We start from the raw sequence: 3,962 nt of genomic DNA, 5'->3' as shown, positions 1-3,962 counted from the left end.
CCCACGATGTCGGTCACAGGCTCTGTGATCGGATCGGTGATCGGGCTGGTCACGGGGTTGTTGATGATGCCACCCACGATGTCGGTCACAGGCTCTGTGATCGGATCGGTGATCGGGCTGGTCACGGGGTTGTTGATGATGCCACCCACGATGTCGGTCACAGGCTCTGTGATCGGGTTCAGCACACCACCCACGATGTCGGCAATCGGTGTTGTGACGGGGTCCAGGGTTGGCAGGGTGTCAACCACCGCCAACACCTCATCAATGGCTGAACCTAGATTCAGTAAACCGGCAAACTGGGGATTGGCTCCCACGTTTACAGTGCCAAGCACATCGCCCAATGTGGAGCTCACGCTTTGGGCATCGCTCAAGATGTTCAAACCAAGGTCTGTTGTGGACTGGTTTCCTACCATTGCCACCTGCGATTGAACCTCACCGCTCAAGCCCTCCATCAACGGCTCGAAGGTGTTGTTCAACAAGGTGATCTGATCCATGACGGCATCAATCGCGCTTTGAAGATTCTCTGCGCCGGTTCCGCCACCACTGATCAAAAGCTGTGCGGGATCCATCGCATCAAAGTCGGATGGCACGCCGAGCATCGCCATGAGCTGCTCAAACTCTGGCGATAGTGGCACCAAGGCCTCTTTACCCGCCTTCATCAAGGGCAATCCATCGGTAAAACGTTCTGCGGGCAAAGCCGGGGCCATGGCCTTAGCACCCATGGCGGCCAGTGCGGCGGAGTCACCCACACTTGTTTTTCCCATCGCTGCAGGCGCAGCAGCGGCCACTGCACTGGACAGGCCCAATGCGCTACCACCGCCAGCAAAATCAGCTGATCCAACAGCGCCAATCAGACCCAATCCGGAATAAGCAGGGGCCAGATTCGAAAAACCTGGGAAGGAACTAGCCGCGGAGTGTGATGCTTTGCCTGGGGAGGCCCAGCCCTGCATGGAATACGTGGACAACGATGAATCGGCGTCTGAATTGGGCAGGGTGGATTGCAAGAACTGCATATTGGCCGAGCCGGGGTCAGCAAAACCCTGCTCTGCCCGTTCAATGTCCAAATCTTCCTGGGTGGGATGGCCGTCCCAAGGCTTGCTGTCGTCCATCGCTTTTGTCCTCGTGCTTGATGCCTGACCCAGTGTGGCAGGAATACCGCCACACGCATCTCAGGATTTGCAACTCAAAATTACCCCTTTTCAACAGTGTGGGCAATTTACTGACAAAAATCAATGTTTTACCGATAAAAACGAGGATCCAATATGGGTGCGGGTCGCAAGCTTGGCCGCAAACCACGCTCGGTATCACTGGGCGTGGGGCGCGTCGAACCGCCCTCACGCTGGGTTTGCAACTGCTGACTGGGAGTCAAAACAAAACCCGACGCTTTTTCCATTTCAGCCGGTGTAACTTGTATACCCAGTTTTTCTGCTATTTTGTCGTCCAGGGGCGTGTTGGCAATGTTGGCTGTTTCTTCCAGACTCTTCTCCAGGCGCTGCCGCTCGGGCCGATCCGTAAAAAACAAGGCGAACCAATCGCTTTCTGCTCCCGGTGTGGGCAGCATCAGTCCCATGGCGTGCATCAAGCGGAAGCTGGCATCCCGCGCGTCAAACACGGCATTGATGTATGCAATTAGCACGTTGAAATACTCCACTTGCGCATCCAGCATCACAATGACAGTTTCGCGACCAAAATCACGCAGGCGTTTGCGGTTTTTAAACACCTGCAAAGAGTCAGAATAGGCACCGCGCAGAGTCTGAGCGCGCGATTGCCCCGCATTCCATTTGCCCCACTGAAAACGCACAGACTCCTCCACCCGCAGACGGGCGGCAGACAGCTGCGCTCGACGGGTGTCAATGGTGGCGGCCGCCTGATTGACCCGCGCGACCTGTTCACCGCCAGAAAAAGCACTGTAGGACAAACGAAGGTTCACAGAGCTGTCGTCATTCCTTCCGGTCAAGGGATCTGGCTCGCCAAAAAACTGCTGAATACCCACCAAATTTAGTGAAGGGTACAAACTTGCTTCTTCGGCAGTGTAATTGTGGCGTGCCTTGACGATCTGGCTTTCGGCCACGCGGATGTCTGGGTTTGAAAACAAGGCCTTGGTGACCGCATCGTCCACCTGCTGCGGCAGCATGTCGCGGCGAATATCCAACTCAGGAATGCTATAGCCCTCGGGGTAAGCACCGAAATATCTAAAGTAAGTGGCTCTGGCCTCTTCAAACTGCCCCTCATAATTCACCAGTCGATCTTGGGTTACAGCCAGCCGAGCTTTGGCAAACTGGGCGTCGGTGACACCGCTACCGCCCAACTCAACCCGCCGCTCCTCAAGCGCCAGCAGTTGGGCAACCGCCGCCTCAGCGGCCCGAGAGGCCTCCACCAGCAACGCATTTCTAGACAAAGTGCTGTGGGCCAAAAACCCCTCAAGCACCACATCTTGAACGGTTTTTACAAAGTTGGCATCGGCAATGGTGCCATCGGTTTCTGCAGCTTTGATGCGGGCAGTGATTCGCCCCGCCGTGTAAAGCGGCTGGGTCACCGTGATGTCGGTGGACTGCCGGTTGTTCACCGTAGAGCTGGAACTTGCATTGGCGCCCACCGAGATTTTTGGAAAGTAAGCTGCACGCGCCCCATCCTCAATGAACTGCGAGGCGTTCACATTGATTCGAGAGGTTACAATTTCGGGGTTGGTGCGCAACATGTTCATAAAGCGCACTTTGGTGAGCTCTTCTTTGGACATATTGGCAGCGTCTGCCGGCGCAATTCGCCTAGCGCGGGTTTGCAGGTTTTTGCTGTTAAACACCCCGGGTTGATCAGTCACACGAGTACCGGGGGCAGACGCACTTAGTGGCGCATCTTCGGGCGGCTCGGCATCATCCGCAGCCAAACCCTGCGCCCATATTGGCGAGCAAAACACAACAAGACCCGACAACACAGCCAATCGGCCGCCTTGTCGAGCCCACCATCCCCTGCGGGCCTTGTTCACATGTTTGCGCATTGGCTTATGGTTCTCGGAATGCTTCCTGTTGAAGCTTCAATACGGGTTTAAGCAAATAATAAATGAAAGGCTGCGACCCCACGTTGATGTCCACCTCGGCTGTCATGCCTGGGGAAATTCGCAGGGGGGCTTCGGGTGTGCCAAAAAATGCTTTGTCGGTGCTGACCACCAAACGATAGTAAGGACCAGTGTCTTCTGTCCCGGGGTCGGTGTCGGCAGCAATTTGGCTGACCTTGCCAGGTAGGGTGCCGTACCGCAAAAAGTCGTAAGCTGATACCTTGACCTCGGCGGGCTGATCCAAGCTGACATAGCCTCGGTCCGCAGGGGAAAGACGGGTTTCAACCACCAGCACTTCGTCGACAGGCACCACTTCCATGATGGGCTCACCCTGACGAACCACGTTGCCCACGGCTTGCAATTTCAAATTTTTTACAATGCCGTCGATTGGTGAACGAATCACGGCGCGGTCTCGTTGATCGGAAGCTCGGCCAATTTCTTCTTTCAAACTGGCCAGCTGTCGCTCTAGCGTGGTCAGCTCATCAGCGGCCCGACGACGAAACTTGCCCTCTTCTTCCACTTTGCGCGCACGGCTTTGGGCCACGCTGGCCTGGGCCGAGGCAATGGTTTGCTTCATAGAGGCAATCTCTGCCGTCAGTGAATCGTATTCACGCTTTTTAGTGAGATATTCAAGTTGCGACACCAAGCGTTCACGCACCAGTTCCCGGGTGATTTCCAGCTCACGCAGCGTGGTTACCGCGCGGTTCTCCAGTCCGTCCAGCTTGGCCTGCAATTCGCCCACTTTGCCCTGGTTGCCCACCAACTGGCTGTCATTCACAGCGATAATGCCCTGCAGTTCGGTAACCCGCGCCAAATACGTTGACTGCTCGGTCTGGTGCAAAGCTGGGTAAGTGGCAATCAGTTCTGCCGGGTAAACAGGCTGCTTCCCGGAGGCCTCGCCGATCAGGCG

3 protein-coding genes are annotated in these 3,962 nt (G+C 55.9%); all 3 read right to left on the bottom strand.

Annotation, left to right across the window (positions count from 1 at the left end):
• A partial coding sequence (locus tag ACEQU8_RS11975) for a hypothetical protein (RefSeq protein ID WP_370263878.1) occupies positions 1 to 1,109 on the bottom strand: 1,109 nt, incomplete at its 3' end.
• 128 nt (positions 1,110 to 1,237) lie between these two features.
• Positions 1,238 to 2,995 (bottom strand): TolC family protein, encoded by a 1,758-nt coding sequence (locus ACEQU8_RS11970; RefSeq protein WP_370263877.1) that lies wholly within the window; start codon positions 2,993 to 2,995, stop codon positions 1,238 to 1,240.
• Between the two features lie 4 nt (positions 2,996 to 2,999).
• Positions 3,000 to 3,962, bottom strand: a 963-nt coding sequence (locus tag ACEQU8_RS11965; protein WP_370263875.1) for an HlyD family type I secretion periplasmic adaptor subunit, incomplete at its 5' end; no start/stop codon positions are given.

The organism is Limnobacter sp. (assembly GCF_964228395.1).
GTDB lineage: Bacteria > Pseudomonadota > Gammaproteobacteria > Burkholderiales > Burkholderiaceae_B > Limnobacter.
The sequence above is the reverse complement of the archived record's forward strand: the minus strand, read 5'-3'. Positions and strand labels throughout refer to the sequence as shown.

Bases quoted from the DNA above. Each gene is read 5' to 3' on its own strand.
- ACEQU8_RS11970 (WP_370263877.1), bottom strand. From the start codon at position 2,995: ATGCGCAAACATGTGAACAAGGCCCGCAGGGGATGGTGGGCTCGACAA.